This window comes from Xanthomonas campestris pv. asclepiadis, assembly GCF_020784175.1.
GTDB classification, from domain to species: Bacteria; Pseudomonadota; Gammaproteobacteria; order Xanthomonadales; family Xanthomonadaceae; genus Xanthomonas; species Xanthomonas campestris_D.
Genome location: NZ_JAJGQM010000027.1, coordinates 1 through 18,104 on the forward strand (window position 1 = coordinate 1; position 18,104 = coordinate 18,104).

Sequence of the window (18,104 nt, forward strand, 5' to 3'; positions counted from 1 at the left end):
ACGCCCGCCGAGTTCCGTGATCAACATCAACCGCAGACCTCTAGTTTTGGCTGGCATTGAATTAGGGGGAGTCGACAATCCCACCTCACAAAGCGCCCGCGTCGCAGGTGACTCTCTGATCTAACTAAAAGCGCACGCTACGAGATGAGCTCATCATCACCGGCCCTGCCGCATCGCTCTGCGCCGCCCTTTTGCGCTCGTTGGATTGAAGCTCTCTGCGCTGCTTGGCGGTATCAACTCTTGCAATTGCCTCATCAAGCTTCGCTTCAATCGCTTCGTCTGTGATCAGGTCCCGCACATGATCCAAGTTCACTCGGCGAACCAAGATGTCGGCCACCTCATCATGGCCATTTTCGAGTGCGACGTGCAAAGCGAATTCGGGATAAGCGGTCTTGTGCGCAAACTCCAAGATGGACTTGACGATACCTACATGCCCGGTTCGTGCTGCAGATTGGAGCGCCTCTTCGCCAAAGTCACGGGGCACACGGTGGGTTGTCACAATCGCTCCGAGCAAGGTGCGCACCAGCTGTTCATGGCCTTTCGCAGCAGCGACGTTAAGCCCTAACGCGTAGGTGTCTTCCGGATCGGGAAGGCCAGCTTCTACCAAGAAATCCACGACCTCGACATGGTTGTTCTCGGCTGCCGCTGCCAAGCCATGCTGCGCACATTGGATCTTGGATGAATAAGGCAACAGATGCTTGACCACTTCCAAGTGGCCTTCCCGACAAGCGGCGATCAGCGCCCGGCTGTCCTGCGCTTTGGCATCTGAGAACAGGACCAATTGAAAGACGACATCTGCATGACCACGGCGCGCGGCCTCATACAACGCAAGTGAGTCATGTTGCAGAGGGCTACACTCTTTGAGCAGGCGTTTGACGCACTCCGTGTGCCCGTGCCTGGCAGCAAGCACCAATGCCTCGTCATCCTCAGCATTGCAAAACGCCATGAGCTGCTCGACCGCTCGCACTGAACCTGCTTTGGCAGCCACATCAAGCGGGTAGGCCTCGAACGACTTTGACAGCAGTGGAATCAATTGATCGACCAAGCTCTCCTTGCCGCTCCTGATTGCCACATCAATGGCGTAGCGTGCAGCAGCATCGATGTCACCTTGAGCCTGACAAAGCGACTGCACATACGCCTCGCTTCCCTGCTTCACTGCCTGCCTAATTTTTCTTTTAAGTGCCTGGTCCATTTTCTCTCCTCCCCTTCAACTTAACGCCATCACGCTTTTCGTCAAGATCACAGCGTGATGGCGACAATCGATTGTGCAAGCCAAGCGGGACTTACAGATCGTCGATGTCTGGAACATCGTTATCGTAGTCGCACGCGATGAGCGTTCCGGAGTCGTCTTCAATGCGTTCGATCGTAAGGTCACTGACCCATTGTTCGAACTCGAAGTCACTCTCGCCCAGTGCATCGATATCGCACTTGGCAAGTGCTTCTGCTGGCGAGTTCGCCTCAATTGTCGCCCAATGAACAACTTGGACGGTGCCGTTGATCTCAATGATGTATTTCATGGTGCGCTCAGTGCTTGGCGTTGGCCAAGCTTCGAAGCGCAATCTATGCATCGGATGCATCTTGCTGAAGGATGAAAACGCCCCGGATCGATGAACAACCATTCATCCGTAAACTACAATCCTGGCGAATTGATGCGCCAGACCGTCAATGTCGTAAGGCGGCCTGGCTAGACGGGCTTCGTGTCTTCATCCAGCTCTTGGCGATCCAGTAGGGCCATGTGGGCTGCATGGACCGTCATCAGATGGGATCGGTAGGCGTTTCGCCAGCGCCTCTTCTCAGAGCTTGATTGCCAAGGCAACTCCAAGACCTGATCGATGGTCAGAGCCAAGATCGTCGCTCCCTGCTGGAAGGCTTCTTCAATCGCACTCATGTCGAGGCCTGTGATCCCTGCATGCGAGATCACGCTCTTGATCTTGTCGGGCGACTCGCGGATCACAATGAAGGGAATGCCCTTCCCAGTTCTGCCAAACTTGCCCGAAATCGGCTCTTGGATCTTTTCGCGCGCTTTGGTGACTTGGGCATACCACGTCAAGAGTTCTACCTTAGCAATCGAGCGTGGCGTGCTCTTGCTGATCAGAAACGGATTGCCGTGCTCACGCTTGAACTGGTCGAATTGGCGTCTCGGGATGCCGAGGTAGAACTCCGCCATGGCTTGGGTAAAGCGCGTTGTGCCCAGGGATTGATCAAGCATCTTGCGAAGACTGGGGAAGTCTCGTGCATTGATGATCGCATTGCGCTCATCGCGCTTCGCGATGACTTCAAGCGCAGCGCGTAAAAATCCGTCCTCGAAGCTTTCCGCCTTGCTGATATTGGTCATCCAAACCGTCCTTCGTTCAATTCTTACTGCAAGCAACTTGCGCCGCAAGCTTGCCACTCATCAGCCTGACAACCTGTGGGCGATGGCGCTTGCCTGAAAATCCTAACGTATTCGTGGAGGAAGCACAGCGGGAAATCCGTCCGACGTCTTGGCAGCCCATCGCACCGCATCTTGGCTACCAGTTGTGATTGCGAGTTGCATGTGAGCCATCACCACGAGCGCGTTGCTTTGTTTGACGACCAGTTCCACGAGTTCAAGCGGGAAGCCCGTTCGCAACCGATGAAGTGCATGTGCGCCCGCGTGGACAAACGAGTTGAGTGCCGCCCAAGAGTATTTCTTGAACTCCAAAAACGCCCGCAATGGCTCGGCCGCCTGCGTCACCGCCTCAAGAGCGATCAGCATCTTGGATAGCATGGGCAAGCGAGCAGCTAATGATTCACTTGTCGGCGTCAATTCGTCTTGCAAGCAGGCCACCTCATCATCGCTTGCACAGTAAAGGACCCAGACGGCTCTCACCAGCGCTTCGAACTGCGCGCGGTGGATGATAACCGTCGATGGTCCCGCACCGGCCGCAAGAAGGCAGCGACTCGCAACGGCATGCTCAATCGAAAGCAAACAAAGTGCGCGACAGACTTGCAGCTTGGCCGTTTGATCAAACGGCGGAGCCGCTATGATCGGCCCCAAGGCCTCTAACAGCGCGTCGGACCCATCAAAGAGCTTCTCAACCCGCTCAGACATCATGCTTTCCCCAAGAGATGTCGCACTTCTTATTGCTCCCCATACACCATTCAGATTGATACAGCACGGATCGGCGGAATCCAATCATCAAAATCGAATCACACAAAGCACATGATATAAAATGATTTGGGCGACTATTAAAAAACCTAAGACCCGTAGTGAATAGCGTCAAGCATTGCTGCCCTACCCATCCAGATCTCTTTCTCCAACTCGTCTTCAGGAATTTCGCTCTGCCACCAGGGTGAAAGCATTAAGGGCGCAATCACACGATCCCAATAATTGTCTAAATTAGTCGTCGTCGGTGCGCATCCAAAGTAGCCGCATACACCTGCGCGGTTAGCACTATCGATGCATACGAACTGATCTGGACGCTTCATTGCAAGCAGTCGCGTCCCCATCCCGATCCAATTTTTCGACGCCTCTGGAATTCTATAAAACGCCTGGCGATACGCGTCATAATGACGACGAAGGACTGGACCTTGAAGTGGAATTTGACCTAATGCCCTGGAGAAGAGCCTTACTCGTTCTCTTAGGATAGGAGAGAAGCGACCATACGCCGTCATGTTACCGAAGAAACCCCAATCTGTATCACCCCAAACAGCCTTGGGTATTACACCAGCGATCCGCTTCCGATCATCCTCATCAAGATCGCTAAAATTTACCTCTTTAGCGAAAATCTGCCGTGCCTGAGATAGCACACGCAGCCGGCCGGCATAGCCGTTTACTACATCTTCTTTCACCATCGCAACGAACTCTGCCCACGCCATGTGCTGAGGCGCGCTGGGGCCTGAGGAACGCCCCAACGCTACGCCTACCTCAACAAATTTATCCAAATCCCGCTTGGAATCCTCCACTTGGCGATAGTTGAGTCGGTACGTGCTCGCGAAATTCGAATCGAGAACTTCCGCACCTTCCCATAGTTTAATGACATGATCTCTGAGCAACTTCAAGGAGGGCTCTTCAACTGCCCCCGTCAGGAAGACTCCACATTCGATATTTCTTTTCAGCCCACCCATCGTCAAGTTCGCGCTCCCGACAAAGACTTCTATTTGGCCAGAAATCTCGAATACATAAAGCTTGGGATGAAAGAGCGGACCTGTTGGACGCATCACGCGCACGGTTTTCATCCCCACACATGAATCCAATACCTGAGGCGAAGTGAAATAGTGATGCGTCCCGATGACAAAGAATGCCATCTTCTTGGACGCTATCGCTAGATCTAGTAATTTTGATGGCGCCGCCCATGCAGTAGCCCAATAGAAGCGGTCACACTTTTCAGCTAGGGTGGTAAGACGCTGCTGAATTTCTTTGGCGCTGGTTACGGCTCTAACCTTCATGTTGGTCGTCCTTGCTTGTTGATTGCATCTTACGTAAATGAGTTGAACAAGCTATAGGCAAAATCAGATACAGCTTAGACATTGCCAAGTTACAGAATGTAAGGCTGTGCCCACCCTCTTGCTGCAAGGCTGGTGTGCTGACACCCGCCGATCACCAAGTGGTCCAGCGCCCGGATGTCGAGAAGGCCCAGAGCCTGCTGCAGGCGCTCGGTGACCTTGCGGTCAGCTTCGCTGGGCTCGGGGTTTCCGCTTGGGTGGTTGTGGAAAAGGATGACGGCGGCGGCGTTCAAGTCCAGGGCGCGCTTGGCGACCACCCGAGGGTGCACCTCGCAGCCGTCGATGGTGCCGAAGAAGAGGTGCTCGGTTGCCAAGATCTGGTGCTTGATATCCAAGAAGACGACCCCGAAGACTTCGTGACTGAGGTGTGCGCAGCGGGCAATCAGGTAGTCGCCGGCTTGGTCCGGGCTGTCGATGCGACCTTGCCGATGAAGGCGTTGTTCCAAGATGGTGGCTGCTGCGAGCAAGATGCCTTCCTCGTCCACCTGGATTTGGTATTGAGTCTTGGTGTCTCGGGTGCTCTTCATCGGTTCTTCTCCACCAGCGCGTTGTCCGCCTCGTGGGAACCGACAGGCGAAGCGTCCGGCCCTACCGCACCCGAGAGCGAGCACTGCGAAAGCGGCGCGCAGCGAAGGGCCGCAACAAAGCGCCAGCGTCGAGAAGGAGGCCTGTCCTTGCAGTCGGGACAGCGAAGCTAAGGTCCCTTTCAGAGGCCCAGCGCTGGTGGACAGCACCATGCATGCCCAACAAGGCTTGCGGATCAAAGCGATGGCAAGTGGACGGGCAGCGATTGATGTCAGCGGGCGCTTTCGTCGCTGCTCTCGAGCCCGTGCCACGACAAGATTTCCTCGGCTCGACGGCCGACGAACTGCGCGTCTTCGCTCGTTAACGCCTTGCTCTCGATGGCAAAGACCATGCTGGCAAAGGCTTGCCAAAAGTGGCGCCGGTCAGGACTGGAGGCCCGCAAAGCGGGCACAGCCTTATCTAGGCGTTCGAGGTGAAGGCGCAGCTCGGCTCTGTCCATGGAGTTAAGTATCGGCAGCAGTGTCGCATCGTCTGAGACACATGGCCGCGCCCCCCTAGGTGAGAAGCCAGCGCAGGAGGGCCTAGCGCCCTTCTACGCCCGTTTGCGCAAAGCAGCCCCGCCAAGCCCCACATTTTCTAAAAAAGCAACACACCACGGGGCTTTTTAAAGCTCACCCCGGATATTTAGGAAACTTCTCATCCGGGTGCTTGGCTTTCCATTCCTTGTAAGACGCACTGCCCTGCCAAATGGTGAAAGCCTTAGGCGGACGCCCACGCCCTGACCACGTTTCTTGGTTGTGTGGCAGCCAATACTTCGGCGCCACTTCTTTCTTTGCGGAAGCAGCTTTTTTTGGCTTGGCCACACCAGCACCGATCAGAGCCGCAATCTCCGACTTCTGCTTTGCACTGAAATGATCGGTATATTGGTCGAGCAACTTGACGATCTCTGTATAGGCTTCAGATGATTGCTGCTGGCGTAGCTGAGCTTCCTGCTCTTCCAATTTCCGAATTTCTTCTGCCAATTTTTCTTTAGCAGCGGCAAGGGCACTCAAAGACGCGGTTTTCATTCAGGACTGTTCCAATCAGTTGATTAGCAAATTATTCGGGAGAAATTTATCGCAGTAAAACTATGTCTGGTCAAGTCAGCAAGCTCAAACTGTTTGGCCTTCGTAGCATGTTTTCGCAACAACCTAAGGAACTAGCCGAACACGCCTGAACGATATAGCTTTCATGCCCCCGTCTGCACTCAGGCATTTGCGAAGAAGCTCGACGTTCAAGCCGTATTGCAAGGAGCTTAAACCAAGAGAGTGCTCGCTAAAACCATTGAGCTTTTCTGCGACGGTGAGATCACGGCTATATGCCGCATGGTGCTCGTCATCTAATTCATGACCCACGATCTGCGCACGCAGCTCTGACGACACACCCAGTCCTTGCAACTCTTGGATGAAGGTCTTCCGCAAAGAGTGGAAACCACGCTTGGCCTTAGGCCAATCCTTGCCGATCTCACCCAGGTAACGGCTAAACGCCTTCGTGATCCAGTTCCCCTGCCCGTTCATGGCATCTGCTTTGGCGTGCGGGAACAAGCGCTTGTGATCAGCAGCCTTTCGACCCTCAATCCAGTCCCAAAACCCCAGCGGCAGCAGCTCGGGATGGATGGGCACCGTGCGCAGGCTTACCTCGGTTTTGACCTTCTGGTGCTCTCCCTCATCTGAAATCCGGATGCAAGGGATGTTGTCCTCGTTGAACACATCCGCCACCAACAACTGTCCAACCTCAGAGGCTCTGGCTCCCGTGTAAAGGCCAATGAGCGCTGCCCAGCGGGCATTTGGAGAAAGCCTGGGGAAGTTGACCGGCGAGAAGATTGCCTGGATTTGCTCACGATCAAAAGCCTTAAACCCAAGCTTGCGGCGCGCACGCCGTTCCCTTGCCGAATAGCTCACATGGCCCTTCGCCGGATTATCGCCTTGGGGGTAGTGACCGGAGACCATAGCCCAATCGAAAAATCCTCCCTTCCCGCCCATGTAGCTCTGCTTGTTCGTCAGCGTTGGTGTGGACGCACCCTCCTTGCGCATCTGCTGATACCAGCGAGCCAGGTCTGACCGCGTGATTGTATGGATCTTCGTCTTCTCACCCAGGTAGTCCACCAATGCTTGGATGGCCGACTTCTTGATGACATAGGTCTTGGGCAAGGTGCGGCCCTTCAAGGTCGCCAACCACGCATGCCGCGCCTTCCCAAGTGTCATTGGCTCAAGGAGCGAGCCGAGCTTGGCGGCATACGCTGCGATGGCCAGTGGCGATGCCGGCAGTGGGACTGGTCGTTCGCCTTCCGAGCCGTGGCCTTCGTGGAGTTCTCGAAACAGCCTCACGCCTTTGGTGCTGTCGATTTGCCAGCGCTCATGCACGGTCCCGTCTGGCGTCTTGGTTCGATGCAAGGTCAGGTTGCGGAAGGGTATTGCAGCAGAGGCGGATGCCACCAAGGCGGAAGCGTCTGCCTGACTGCGATCATCCAACACGTCGTCCCGCAATCGAGCGAACAGCCGCTCGTAGTGCGATGCCAAGGTGGCCGCGCGCAGTTGCGCCTCTTCCAAAACGGTCGTGTGCAAGGTGCGCTTGATCGCCTGCAAGCCGAGCAGCGGTTGGAGGTCAGCGGGAACCCGCTGCCGAAAGGACCATCGACCGGAGGGCAACGAACGCGACAAATACTGAGGGATACGCATCAACAACGAACCGGCTGCGCGATGCCTTGCCTCTCTTGGAGCTCCGGTTGAGCTCCGAAAACGACAACAGCGCGGACCGATCGACCTCTCAAACCAAGTGCGGGGGCAGCAATATCGCCGGAGGCAACTGGTGGTCAAGGTTGCGGCTTCGCTTTGCGAGAGCAGCTGTCAGCAGTCGAGGACTTGGCCTATCGCCAAACCCTGAGGCGTCGGTCTTGGAGTGTGGCAAGCCAAGACGCGGCAGCAAGCTGGACTGCTGAGCACCCATCTCAGATAGGGGCTACCGATCAAGCGGTGCAGCCGGCTGGCTTGCTGCATTTGATCGATAGCGCCATTCCCCACTTCCTCAGCTCAGGACTTTAGGTATCATTCGAGGTATCAAAGCAGGCTCAGCTGGAAGACCCGAAATGCTTTAGGGTCAATGGCTTGCGTAGGGGCGTCTTCAGGCTCCGCCCACCTCCACCAAACAACGGTCCTAAGACGACCGACTAAGGCCGGGACTCCTCGATGCAGAGGGCTCCCGGCCTTTTTCATGGGCGAAACCGATACCGCCTGCTCCGGAGAACGCGTGATCGGTGGTCAAACAGCGCTAAAAGCTGCCACGCCGTTGTTGCCAGATCACGGAACACAAGACAGACCGAACATCGCGTCGGTGCTGGCGCATGCGTCGACTGCCCGTAGCGTGTGCTTATCCCTCCTGCGCGCGGGTCTCTAACGCCTCACCACCCTGGCTCTTTGAGACCTCGCTACACATCGGCAGCTTGTGTATCGCGCACAACAGCACGCTACAGGATGCGTCAATTACTGACGTAGGCGGTCTGCTCGGTGCGCCCGGCAGGGAGGCCTGCGACGACGTTGACTTGGTCGTGCGCTAGCGCCACATCGCCACGCAGTTGGTCGAACAGCGCGAGCAGTTCGGTGGCTTCCTGCTGCAGCAGGACCAGGGCGCTCTTGTTAGGTTCTTGCATGTCGCTTCCGTCGAAGACGCTCCCCAGCGTTCTCTAGGGCTGGAGCAAACCGCATGCCAGCTTGTCTGGCGCTGGCGGGCATTGGTCTGGTCACTGCAACCAGGCGCGCCGGCACCTGCGCTCAGGCGGGTTCGAGCTGCCGCTGCGCTTCGGCGTGCATGGCTTCCAACGTCACCATGCCGGCGACGCGGGCGGCGGCCATGGCGCTGCGGTGGTCGGGGAACGTGGCAGACAGGGCGCTGCCTGCCAGGTCGCCGGTGCTTGCGGCACCGATCTGGGCGATCTGCCAGTCGGCAACCCAGCCGCGGCTGGGGCCGTCGCCCTGGGCAGCGCGACAGGTCAATTGATAGCTACCTAGAAAAATGACCAATCTGTTGCCCGGCTCGATGACGAGCACGAAGGATACCGCCGTGCCGACGCCGGAGCGACCGTAACCCCGTCCCGCAGCTGACTGGGCAAGCGAAGTGAAGTATAGGCACGCGACTTGCATCGACCTCTACCAGACGATCGGTGTTGGGGGAACACGGTGTTGACCAGAAAAGCAAAACGCCACGCCGCCGGCGCCTTGTTGCTCGGCGGGATGATCTTCGTCCTGATCGGCGTGGGCGGTTATTTCACCACGCAGCGTTCGTTGTCCGACGCCGGCTGGGTGACGCATACGCAGGAGGTGATCGCCAGCATCGATGAGATCCAGGCAGGGCTGCTGTCGGCGGAGTCGTCGGTGCGCGGCTATGTATTGACCGACAACGAAGCCTTTCTCGGGGTGTATGCCGATGCGATCGGGCGACTACCCGAACGCATCGTGCGGCTGGATGCCCTGGTGCAGGACAACCCGGTGCAGCGGCGCAACGTCGCAGAGCTTGGACGTCTGCTGGACACGCGCCTGGTGCAGATCAACGACCTGTTGCACAGTTATCGCCGGCAGGGCCTGGATGGTGCGCGCGCCTCGATCGCACGCGGCGTGTTCCAGACCTCGTCTTCACTGCGCCGCCAGGTGCAGATCATGACGGAACTGGAGCGCCAGCAACTGGTGAAGCGCAACGACACCAACACGCGCAGCGCGCAGTGGGTGCTGTGGGTCACTGTGATCGGGATTTTCAGCGGCTTGCTGGTGATGTTGCTGGCCTACCGATTGCTGTCGCGCGAACTGGAACGGCGCGTACATGCCGAAGACGCAGCTAGCACGACCAGCGAGCGCCTGATCGAATCGTTCGCAACGCTCGAACGCACGTCGGCGGGACTGGAGGCGCTGGCGCGTTACTCGGGGCTGCTGCAGAACTGCCGCAATGCCGAGGAAGCACTGGAAATCACCGCACGCACGATCGCGCCGCTGGTCCCAGGCGCGGCCGGCGCGGTCTATCTGCTGCGCGCCTCGCGCGATCGCGCCGAACAGGTGGTGGCCTGGGGCACGATGGCCGACGACGACAACGCCAGCATCGCGCCGGACACCTGCTGGGCCTTGCGCCGCGATCGCACGCATGTGGTGGAAGACACCAGCCAGGGCATGCTATGCCAGCACATCGGCGCCAATCTTCCGGCGCACGCGAGCACCGTCTGCATCCCGTTATCGGCACAGGGCACGCAATTGGGGATGCTGGCGCTGCGCAGCGAGGATCCGCGCGACCTGGCCTCGTTGACCGTGGCCGAGGCAGCGGCCGAGCAGCTGTCGCTGGCGCTGCACAACCTGCGTCTGCGCGAGACGCTGCGCCAACAGTCCATCCGCGATCCGTTGACCGGCCTGTACAACCGCCGTTATCTCGAAGAGGCGCTCAATCACGAACTGGCGCGCTGCACGCGACGGGTACAACCCTTGTCGGTGCTGATGCTGGACGTGGACCACTTCAAACAGTTCAACGATCTGCACGGCCATAGCGGCGGCGACCGCGTCCTGGCGGCGATCGGCGACTTCCTGCTGGCGCAGACGCGCGGCGAAGACATCTGCTGCCGCTACGGCGGCGAGGAGTTGACGATCATCCTGCCGGAAGTGGATCTGGCGACCGCCTGCAGGATGGCCGAGAAACTGCGTGCCGGCATCGAGTCCCTGCAGGTCATGGCCGATGGCGTGTCGTTGCCGAAGGTCAGCGCCTCGTTCGGTGCGGCCAGCTTTCCCGAACATGCAGGCAATATGGCGCAGCTGCTGCGGCGCGCGGACGAGGCGCTATACCGCGCCAAGCAGGCCGGGCGCAATCAGGTGGTGAGTGCGGGCACCCCGGCTACAGGCTAAGGCATGCCGTTATCGGGATTGGATCTGCGTCTGCGGGCATACTTTGACGTAGCGCCCTGCAATACAGGCGTTTTAGTGCCCGCGCAGAGCAGGATTCAAGCGCAACTGCGCCCATCCTCATCAGTTGGAATCAGGCCGGCGCCCGCCAGCATGCCGTCCACACGGGTCCGCACATAGGCCGCGTCCTCGTCCGCGGCACTGCTCAGCAGGGCCTGGGCACGCGCCTGGAAATCGAGGTAGTCGAAACCCGCGCCCTCATCGGCGGACAGCTGCGGCAGTTCGTCCTGCAGCGCATCCAGGCACGTGTCGAGTTCTTCGCGTGTGGGCATGGCAGACTCCGACGGCAAAGACGCTACGGTTGCGGCTCGGCCGTCAAGGATGTGCGAAGCCCGGCCCGGCAACGCTTCATTTTCCTACCCGTTGCCGCGGCGCGTGCACGCTCAACTTTCGCAAGGCTCCGCCGATAATGATGCCGACTCCTATAGAACCTTCCCTGTGATCCTCCACCTGCGGCGGGATTTCCGCCTCGGCATCGTCAAGACGCTGGGGCCGATCACCGCGCTGTTGCTTTGCCTTTATGCGGTGTACCTGGCCATCACCGGTCAGGCGCTGGCCTGCCTCATCACCGCCTCGCTCGGTATGTTTGCGATATGGCGGGGCTGGAGGATGCGCGATGCCGAACGCACTGGCGCTGGTGGCGTGTGGCTGGCCTCCATCAACGTCGGTGGCTGTCTCGTGGCCTGCTGGACCGGCGGCGATGGTGCCCTGCCCTGGCTGTTTCCGGTGCTGGCCACCAATTACTTCCTGTGCGGCCCGCAACGCGCGGTGCTGCTGAGCCTGCCGCTGCTGGCGGCACTACTGCTGTTGCCTGGCCTGATCGTCAGCCCCGGCCAGGGCGTGTCGACGGTCGTGGTGACGGTGGTGACGCTGGCGGTGGGCTATGCGTTTTCGCTGCGCATGCAGGACGACAGCGTGCACCTGGAAGAGCTGGCCTCGCTGGATGCGCTGACCGGCCTGCCCAACCGGCGCATGCTCGAACGCGCGCTCACCCATCAGATCGATCGGCGCCAGCCGCATGAACGGCTCAACAGCCTGATCATTCTGGACCTGGACCATTTCAAGGAAGTCAACGATCTCTACGGGCATGCCGCAGGCGATGCCGCGCTGTCGGATCTGGCCACCATCCTGCGTTTCGAAGTGCGCGAGCCGCATCAGGTGTTCCGCTTCGGCGGCGAAGAATTCGTGGTGCTGTTGCGTGCTGGCTCCCTGCAGGAACTGGAAGCGGCCACCGAACGCCTGCGCAAGGTGATCCGCAACGGGCTGCGCGGACCGGGTGGACGGATCACGGTGTCGCTTGGGGCGGCGCGCCACGATGGCGAAACGCATTGGCAGGACTGGTTTTCGCGTGCCGATGCCGCGCTGTATCTGGCCAAGAACGGTGGCCGCGACAGCGTGCGGGTTGCCGACTGAGCGCGGGGCATTGTGATCGGCCGGTCAGCGGGCATACCGGCTCGGTGACTGAGATCCAGGTGCCGCATTGGTCGCCGATGCGTCGGCGCTGCATATTTCCCGCCGGCGCAGCCAAGAATGGCTAACACGGCATAGCAGTCGTCAGGTGGCGCAGGAATCGGCGTGTACCAGTGGTACTTGCCGATTCCGAGCCCTCACTGCACCTGCCTGACGGATGTCCATCAGTTGTCAGCCGCGCCAAAACGCCGGCCTATCCAAGTGCAGCTGCAGGGCGACCTGGCGGCCGCCCCGCATGCCTGTCCTACCGGTTGAGCACTGCCACCGGTGCCGCAGGCGCTTCGCCCTGCTTCCAGCCGCCCAACGCCTTGTACACACCGACCACGCCGACATTGACCGCTGCTTCGGCCTGCGCCAATGCATCGTCGGCAGCCAGTTGGGTGCGTTGCGCATCCAGCAGGGTCAGGAAGTCTTCCGAGCCCTCGCGGTAGCGGATTTGCGCCAGTTGTTCGGCACGCCGCGCCGCATTGGCCTGCTCCACCACGATCGCCAGGCGCGCCTGCTGGCGGCCATAGCCGGTCAAGGCGTTCTCGGTATCTTCCAGCGCCAGCAACACCGTCTGCTGGTATTGCGCCAACGCGCCGTCGGCCTGCGCCTTGCTGGCACGCAGGCGAGCACGCACGGTGCCGAAGTCGAATGCCGCCCAGCTGATCGACGGGGTGATCGACCAGGCCTTGCCGCTGCCCTCCGTCAGCCTGGCCGCATCACCGGACAGGAAGCCGACAAAGCCGCTGACGCTGATGCGCGGAAACAGATCGGCCGTGGCCACGCCGACCTGCGCTGTGGCCGCTGCCAGCCGACGTTCGGCGCTACGCACGTCCGGGCGCTGACGCAGCAAGCCAGCGGTATCGCCCAGTGGCAAGGCACGTGCGAACGCCGGCGTGGTGCGCGCCACCAAGGTGGCATCCAAGGCATTGGGCGCCTGGCCGAGCAGTACCGCCAGGCGATGGCGATATTGCGCTTCGGCGGTTTCCAGCAACGGAATATCCGCTTCAATCGCCTTCAACCGCGCCAGACTGCTCTGCACATCCAGCTCGCTGCCGGCGCCCAGGTCCCAACGCGTCTGCGTCAGCCGCTGGGTGTCGTGCAGGTTGGTCAGCGTGCGCTTGGAGACCTCCAGCTGCTTTTGCGTGCCGCGCAACTCGAAGTAGTTGCGCGCCACTTCGGCAGCGACGGTGACCTGCACGTCGAGCAGACCGGCCTGCTCGGCTTCCAGATCCGCGCGTGCCGCTTCGGAGGCGCGCCGCTGACGGCCGAACAGATCCAGTTCCCAGGCCGCATCCAGACCCAGGGTGGTCTGTTCGGTGAGGAAACGCTGGTTGCCGGCGATCACCTGCTGCTGTTCGCGCCGATCGAAGCTGCCCTGCGCGGTGATGTGCGGGGCCTGGTCGAGACGACGCTCGACGAACACCGCACGTGCCTGCTTGACGCGTGACACGGCGATGCGCAGATCGTGGTTGGCGAACAAGGCATCGCGCACCAGCTGTTCCAGCACCGGGTCGTCGAACTGCGACCACCAGTTGCCGACCGGCGATTCGGTGCTGAAGGCCGCATCCTGCGCGCCCTGCAAGGTCACCGCGGCGGGCGGGTCGGGCCGGTAGTCGGGCCCCATCGCGCAACCGCTGAGCACCAGCGCGGCCAGTGCCACGCTCAGAAAGTTCCTTACCATGGCAATACTTCTCCCAGATGCGTGAAGCTGCCGGTGGCGCCGTGCGCGTCGAGCAGTGCCATCTGCACGCTGCTGTGCGCGCCCTGCTCCACCTCGAGCTCGCCGCCGCCGCCGTTCATGTCGGTTTTGACGTAGCCCGGATGCACGGTGTTGACCTTGATGGCGGTGTCGCGCAACTCATGGGCCAGATGCACCGTCCAGCTGTTGACCGCGCTCTTGCAGGCGTCGTACGCGGGAATCTTGAAGTCGTAGATCGGCGAGCCGGGCTGGGTATGCAGGGTCAGCGAGCCGAGCATGCTGGACACATTGACGATGCGCCCGGCCAGCGAACGACGCAGCAGCGGCAGGAATGCCTTGGTGACGCTGACGACTGCGAACAGGTTGGTGTCGAAGGTGCGCTTCCACACCTCCAGGCTCTGCTGCGACGGGGTGCGCTGCATGTCCTCGATCATGATGCCGGCGTTGTTGATCAGGATGTCCAGGTGGCCATGACGCTGCTCCACCGTGCCGACCGCCGCGGCGATGCTGATGTCGTGGTTGACGTCGAGCTGGATGGCCTCCACCGGCAGGCCTTCGGCCTGCAGCTTGAGTGCGGCGGCGACGGCATCGTCGCGCTTGCGCCCGGCCAGCAGCGTATGCACGCCGGCCTGGGCCAGTTGCCGAACGGTTTCCAGGCCGATGCCGCGGGTGGCGCCGGTGACCAATGCGATCTTGTGGTTGCTCATTTCAATGTCCTTCTACTGCGAATGGGGGTTAGGAACGACGCACTCACGCCTTGACGTGATCGTGCGCAACAGCGGCCGGTGCGTCGGGTTCGCGACGCGTCACCCACTTGCGCAGGGCCACGTAGAACACCGGGGTGAGGAACAGGCCGAACAAGGTCACACCGAGCATGCCGGCGAACACGGTGATACCGGTGACCGAGCGCACTTCGGCGCCGGCGCCATGCCCGAATACCAGCGGCACGGTGCCGGCGATGAAGGCGATGGAGGTCATCACGATCGGACGCAGACGCAGGCGGCAGGCTTCCAGCGCGGCCTCGACGATGCCCTTGCCATGCATTTCGAGTTCGCGGGCGAACTCCACGATCAGGATCGCGTTCTTGCATGCCAGGCCCATCAGCACCACCAGGCCCACCTGCACGAACACGTTGTTGTCGCCACCGGTGAGCCACACGCCGAACAAGGCAGACAGCAAGGTCATCGGCACGATCAGGATCACTGCCAGCGGCAGCGTCCAGCTTTCATACAACGCGGCCAGTACCAGGAACGCCAGCAATACCGCCATCGGGAACACGATCAACGCCGAGTTGCCCTGGGTGGATTGCTGATAGCTCAGATCGGTCCACTCGATGTTCATGCCGTTGGGCAGCACCTTCGGTGCCATGCCGGCCAGCGTCTGCATCGCCTCGGTGGAGGAGAGCACGCGCGGGTCCGCCTCACCGATCAGATCGGCGGCCGGGTAGCCGTTGTAGCGGATCACCGGATCCGGGCCATAGGTCTGGCCCAGCGTGACCATGCTGCCGATCGGCACCATCTCGCCGTTGGCATTGCGGGTACGCAGGTTGGCGATGTCCTCGACGCTGTCGCGGAACTGTCCATCGGCCTGGGCGATCACCTGATAGGTGCGACCAAAGCGATTGAAGTCGTTGATGTAGGCCGAACCCAGATAGGTCTGCAGCGTGTCGAACAGATTGGTCAGCGGCACGCCCTGCGCCTTGGCCTTGTCGCGATCCACCTTGGCATCGAGCTGCGGCACATTGGCCTGATAGGTACCGATCGGGAACTGCATGCCCGGCGTCTGCGAGATCGCACCGGACATCGCATTGACCGCACTCTGCAACTGGCCATAGCCCAGACCGGCACGGTCCTGGATGTACAGCGAGTAGCCCGAGCCTTGCCCAAGTCCCAGAATCGGCGGCGGCATGAAGGCGAACGCGAAGCCCTGCTGGATCTGGCTGATGCGTGCATTGAGCTCGGCATTGATCTGCACGGCGCTGCGGCTGCGCTGACTGAACGGCTTGAGCGTAATGAAGACCGTGCCGGTGTTGGGCGTGTTGGTGAACTGCAGCGGATTCAGACCCGGGAACGCAATCGTGTGATCCACACCTTCGGTCTGCATCGCGATCTGGCTGATCTGACGGATCACCTCGTTGGTGCGTTCCAGCGAAGCGCCTTCAGGCAACTTGGTACCGGCAATCAGATAGAGCTTGTCCTGGGTCGGAATGAAGCCGCCCGGCACCACCTTGAACATGAAACCGGTGGCCACCAGCAGCAGCACATACACCATGAACACCGCACCGCGCTTGCCCAATGCACGCGACACCGCGCCCTGGTACTTGTTCGAGCTGGTGTTGAAGAAACGATTGAACGGACGGAACAACCAGCCGAACAACCGATCGATCAACCGCGACGGACCATCCATCGGTGCGTCGTGCGCCTTGAGCAACATCGCCGCCAGCGCCGGCGACAAGGTCAGCGAATTGATCGCCGAAATCACCGTGGAAATGGCGATGGTCACCGCGAACTGCTTGTAGAACTGGCCGGTCACGCCCGACAGGAACGCCATCGGCACGAACACCGCGCACAGCACCAGCGCGATGGCGATGATCGGCCCGGACACTTCGCGCATTGCCTGATGCGCAGCAGCCAACGGGCTCAGGCCTTCTTCGATGTTGCGTTCGACGTTTTCCACCACCACGATCGCGTCGTCGACCACGATGCCGATCGCCAGCACCAGGCCGAACAGGCTCAGCGTATTGATCGAAAAGCCCAGCAGGTACAGCGCGGCAAACGTACCGACCACCGACACCGGCACCGCCAGCAACGGAATGATCGAGGCGCGCCAGGTCTGCAGGAACAGGATCACCACCAGCACCACCAGCAGCACCGCTTCCAGCAAGGTATGCACCACCGCGCTGATCGAGTCGCGCACGAACACGGTCGGGTCGTACGCAGCCGACCACGCCATGTCCTGCGGGAACTGCTTTTCCAGCTCGGCCATCTTGGCGCGCACCGCATCGGACAATTCGATCGCGTTGGCACCGGGCGACTGGAACACACCCATGCCGACCGCGTTCTGGTTGTCCAGCTGCGAGCGCAAGGTGTAGTTGCCGGCGCCCAGTTCCAGACGCGCCACGTCCGACAGGCGCACGATCTCGCCGCTGTTACCGCTGCGGATCACGATGTTGCCGAACTCTTCTTCAGTGGTCAGGCGGCCCTGCGCATTGATCGAGAGCAGGAAATCGCTCTTGTTGGGCATCGGCTCGGCACCGAGCTGGCCGGCGGAAACCTGCACGTTCTGCTCGCGGATGGCCGCGACCACATCGCTGGCGGTGAGCCCGCGCGCGGCGACCTTGTCCGGATCCAGCCAGATGCGCATGGCGTAGTCGCCGGCACCGAAGATCTGGATCTGGCCCACGCCCGGCAGGCGCGACAGCTCGTCCTTGACCTTCAAGGTGGCGTAGTTGCTCAGGTACAGCGAGTCGTACTTGCCTTTGGGCGAGGTCAGATGCACGACCATGGTCAGCGTCGGCGACTGCTTCTGCGTGGTCACGCCCTGACGCCGCACGTCCTCGGGCAGACGCGCCTGCGCCTGGCTGACGCGGTTCTGCACCTGCACCTGCGCCTGGTCCGGATCGGTGCCCGGCTTGAAGGTCACGGTGACCACCAGCACGCCATCGGAGCCGGCGACCGACTTCATGTACATCATGTCTTCCACGCCGTTGATGGCTTCCTCAAGCGGCGTGGCAACGGTCTCGGCGATGACCTTGGGATTGGCGCCCGGATACACCGCACGCACCTGCACGCTCGGCGGCACCACTTCCGGGTACTCGCTGATGGGCAGCAGCGGCATGGCGATCAGGCCGGCAGCGAAGATGATGATCGACAGCACCGCGGCAAAGATCGGTCGGTCGATGAAAAAACGGGAAAAGTCCATGGGGGTGGTCCTGAAAGAGGTTGCCGCCGGGTGGCGGCGCGGCACAGCGGCCCCGAGCCGGCCTCGTT

17 protein-coding genes are annotated in these 18,104 nt (G+C 60.6%); 2 read left to right on the forward strand and 15 right to left on the reverse strand.

Annotated elements, in window-relative coordinates; all coding sequences use genetic code 11:
• Window positions 1-124: 124 nt before the first annotated feature.
• The 11 genes from LL972_RS13060 to LL972_RS13110 all read right to left on the reverse strand — a co-directional run bounded on the left by LL972_RS13060 (window position 125) and on the right by LL972_RS13110 (window position 9,047).
• Complete coding sequence (locus LL972_RS13060) at window positions 125-1,192, reverse strand: ankyrin repeat domain-containing protein (RefSeq protein ID WP_159252709.1); 1,068 nt, start codon at window positions 1,190-1,192, stop codon at window positions 125-127.
• A gap of 91 nt (window positions 1,193-1,283) precedes the next feature.
• A complete protein-coding gene (locus LL972_RS13065) occupies window positions 1,284-1,517 on the reverse strand; it encodes a hypothetical protein (RefSeq protein WP_019304591.1) in 234 nt (77 codons plus the stop codon).
• A 167-nt stretch (window positions 1,518-1,684) separates the two neighbouring features.
• A complete protein-coding gene (locus LL972_RS13070; protein WP_228327961.1) occupies window positions 1,685-2,335 on the reverse strand; it encodes a hypothetical protein in 651 nt (216 codons plus the stop codon).
• 102 nt (window positions 2,336-2,437) lie between these two features.
• Window positions 2,438-3,076, reverse strand: coding sequence for a DUF6988 family protein (locus LL972_RS13075; protein ID WP_323134218.1), 639 nt, complete (start codon window positions 3,074-3,076; stop codon window positions 2,438-2,440).
• Window positions 3,077-3,219: 143 nt separating this feature from the next.
• A complete protein-coding gene (locus LL972_RS13080; protein WP_228327963.1) occupies window positions 3,220-4,410 on the reverse strand; it encodes a phospholipase D family protein in 1,191 nt (396 codons plus the stop codon).
• 89 nt (window positions 4,411-4,499) lie between these two features.
• Entirely contained in the window at window positions 4,500-4,994 is a 495-nt protein-coding gene (locus LL972_RS13085) for a JAB domain-containing protein (RefSeq protein WP_228327964.1), read from the reverse strand.
• A gap of 269 nt (window positions 4,995-5,263) precedes the next feature.
• Complete coding sequence (locus LL972_RS13090; protein WP_159252511.1) at window positions 5,264-5,491, reverse strand: hypothetical protein; 228 nt, start codon at window positions 5,489-5,491, stop codon at window positions 5,264-5,266.
• Window positions 5,492-5,663: 172 nt separating this feature from the next.
• Window positions 5,664-6,059: an H-NS histone family protein gene (locus tag LL972_RS13095; RefSeq protein ID WP_228327965.1), complete on the reverse strand. Its 396-nt coding sequence runs from the start codon at window positions 6,057-6,059 to the stop codon at window positions 5,664-5,666.
• Between the two features lie 123 nt (window positions 6,060-6,182).
• Window positions 6,183-7,709, reverse strand: coding sequence for a DUF6538 domain-containing protein (locus LL972_RS13100; protein WP_228327966.1), 1,527 nt, complete (start codon window positions 7,707-7,709; stop codon window positions 6,183-6,185).
• Between the two features lie 797 nt (window positions 7,710-8,506).
• Window positions 8,507-8,677: a hypothetical protein gene (locus LL972_RS13105; RefSeq protein ID WP_228327967.1), complete on the reverse strand. Its 171-nt coding sequence runs from the start codon at window positions 8,675-8,677 to the stop codon at window positions 8,507-8,509.
• Window positions 8,678-8,798: 121 nt separating this feature from the next.
• The gene (locus LL972_RS13110) at window positions 8,799-9,047 is read right to left on the reverse strand and encodes a hypothetical protein (protein ID WP_228328008.1); all 249 of its coding nucleotides are present in this window, start codon (window positions 9,045-9,047) and stop codon (window positions 8,799-8,801) included.
• Between the two features lie 156 nt (window positions 9,048-9,203).
• Between LL972_RS13110 and LL972_RS13115 the strand changes: the two genes are divergently transcribed.
• Window positions 9,204-10,901 (forward strand): sensor domain-containing diguanylate cyclase, encoded by a 1,698-nt coding sequence (locus tag LL972_RS13115; protein ID WP_228327968.1) that lies wholly within the window; start codon window positions 9,204-9,206, stop codon window positions 10,899-10,901.
• Between the two features lie 95 nt (window positions 10,902-10,996).
• On the opposite strand, the gene LL972_RS13120 is transcribed toward LL972_RS13115, so the two are convergent.
• Window positions 10,997-11,302 (reverse strand): hypothetical protein, encoded by a 306-nt coding sequence (locus tag LL972_RS13120; protein WP_228327969.1) that lies wholly within the window; start codon window positions 11,300-11,302, stop codon window positions 10,997-10,999.
• A 94-nt stretch (window positions 11,303-11,396) separates the two neighbouring features.
• Between LL972_RS13120 and LL972_RS13125 the strand changes: the two genes are divergently transcribed.
• Window positions 11,397-12,371 carry a GGDEF domain-containing protein gene (locus LL972_RS13125; RefSeq protein WP_228327970.1) on the forward strand — a complete coding sequence of 325 codons (975 nt, stop codon included), beginning with the start codon at window positions 11,397-11,399 and terminating at the stop codon, window positions 12,369-12,371.
• Window positions 12,372-12,672: 301 nt separating this feature from the next.
• On the opposite strand, the gene LL972_RS13130 is transcribed toward LL972_RS13125, so the two are convergent.
• The 3 genes from LL972_RS13130 to LL972_RS13140 are packed head-to-tail and all read right to left on the reverse strand — an operon-like array spanning window position 12,673 to window position 18,036.
• Window positions 12,673-14,097 (reverse strand): efflux transporter outer membrane subunit, encoded by a 1,425-nt coding sequence (locus LL972_RS13130; RefSeq protein WP_228327971.1) that lies wholly within the window; start codon window positions 14,095-14,097, stop codon window positions 12,673-12,675.
• On the reverse strand, window positions 14,091-14,822 hold the full coding sequence (locus LL972_RS13135; protein ID WP_228327972.1) for an SDR family oxidoreductase: 732 nt from the start codon (window positions 14,820-14,822) through the stop codon (window positions 14,091-14,093). Before LL972_RS13135 ends, LL972_RS13130 begins: the two co-directional genes overlap by 7 nt.
• A gap of 43 nt (window positions 14,823-14,865) precedes the next feature.
• The gene (locus LL972_RS13140; RefSeq protein WP_228327973.1) at window positions 14,866-18,036 is read right to left on the reverse strand and encodes an efflux RND transporter permease subunit; all 3,171 of its coding nucleotides are present in this window, start codon (window positions 18,034-18,036) and stop codon (window positions 14,866-14,868) included.
• Window positions 18,037-18,104 lie beyond the last annotated feature (68 nt).

Coding starts and splice junctions, on each gene's coding strand:
- LL972_RS13060 (WP_159252709.1), bottom strand. CDS start 1,192: ATGGACCAGGCACTTAAAAGAAAAATTAGGCAGGCAGTGAAGCAGGGA.
- LL972_RS13065 (WP_019304591.1), bottom strand. CDS start 1,517: ATGAAATACATCATTGAGATCAACGGCACCGTCCAAGTTGTTCATTGG.
- LL972_RS13070 (WP_228327961.1), bottom strand. CDS start 2,335: ATGACCAATATCAGCAAGGCGGAAAGCTTCGAGGACGGATTTTTACGC.
- LL972_RS13075 (WP_323134218.1), bottom strand. CDS start 3,076: ATGATGTCTGAGCGGGTTGAGAAGCTCTTTGATGGGTCCGACGCGCTG.
- LL972_RS13080 (WP_228327963.1), bottom strand. CDS start 4,410: ATGAAGGTTAGAGCCGTAACCAGCGCCAAAGAAATTCAGCAGCGTCTT.
- LL972_RS13085 (WP_228327964.1), bottom strand. CDS start 4,994: ATGAAGAGCACCCGAGACACCAAGACTCAATACCAAATCCAGGTGGAC.
- LL972_RS13090 (WP_159252511.1), bottom strand. CDS start 5,491: ATGGACAGAGCCGAGCTGCGCCTTCACCTCGAACGCCTAGATAAGGCT.
- LL972_RS13095 (WP_228327965.1), bottom strand. CDS start 6,059: ATGAAAACCGCGTCTTTGAGTGCCCTTGCCGCTGCTAAAGAAAAATTG.
- LL972_RS13100 (WP_228327966.1), bottom strand. CDS start 7,709: ATGCGTATCCCTCAGTATTTGTCGCGTTCGTTGCCCTCCGGTCGATGG.
- LL972_RS13105 (WP_228327967.1), bottom strand. CDS start 8,677: ATGCAAGAACCTAACAAGAGCGCCCTGGTCCTGCTGCAGCAGGAAGCC.
- LL972_RS13130 (WP_228327971.1), bottom strand. CDS start 14,097: ATGGTAAGGAACTTTCTGAGCGTGGCACTGGCCGCGCTGGTGCTCAGC.
- LL972_RS13135 (WP_228327972.1), bottom strand. CDS start 14,822: ATGAGCAACCACAAGATCGCATTGGTCACCGGCGCCACCCGCGGCATC.
- LL972_RS13140 (WP_228327973.1), bottom strand. CDS start 18,036: ATGGACTTTTCCCGTTTTTTCATCGACCGACCGATCTTTGCCGCGGTG.